The organism is Vibrio sp. 10N.222.49.C9, assembly GCF_041474985.1.
Taxonomy (GTDB): domain Bacteria; phylum Pseudomonadota; class Gammaproteobacteria; order Enterobacterales; family Vibrionaceae; genus Vibrio; species Vibrio crassostreae_C.
The window spans coordinates 1-462 of sequence record NZ_JBFRVD010001380.1 but is presented as its reverse complement, the minus strand read 5'-3'; the positions used below and the strand labels follow the sequence as shown (position 1 = coordinate 462).

Below are 462 nucleotides of genomic sequence, written 5' to 3'. Positions count from 1 at the left end.
TGCGAAGAACATGCATCAAGTATTCAAACGCTTTTTAACCCGAGACAAGCCGGGGTATGTGCCTCCTATTTGGTGTTCAATGACAGATGCGGTCAATGCCATTCATGCTGCTGGAGGTTTGGCCGTGTTAGCTCATCCTGGCCGTTATGATCTCACTGCAAAATGGCAAAAACGATTGTTATCGGCATTTTCTGAGGCGGGCGGGGATGCAATGGAGGTTTCTCAACCTCAACAAAGTCAACAAGAGCGACGCAACTTGGCTGATTATGCTATACAATACAATCTATTAGCTTCCCAAGGTTCCGATTTTCATTATCCATCGCCTTGGATGGAATTAGGGAAGAATTTGTGGCTCCCGTCCGGAGTGACTCCCGTATGGGAACAATGGCCACAGTTTTCTGATCCTAAGGCATCGACTCTATAGATGCCTGCTCATAAGGAGATATGATGAGTCAGTATTTT

At 46.1% G+C, this 462-nt stretch carries 1 pseudogene; it reads left to right on the top strand.

What is annotated here, in order from left to right:
* Nucleotides 1–424, top strand: a pseudogene (locus AB4585_RS28380) (phosphatase); the annotation flags it as partial.
* Nucleotides 425–462 lie beyond the last annotated feature (38 nt).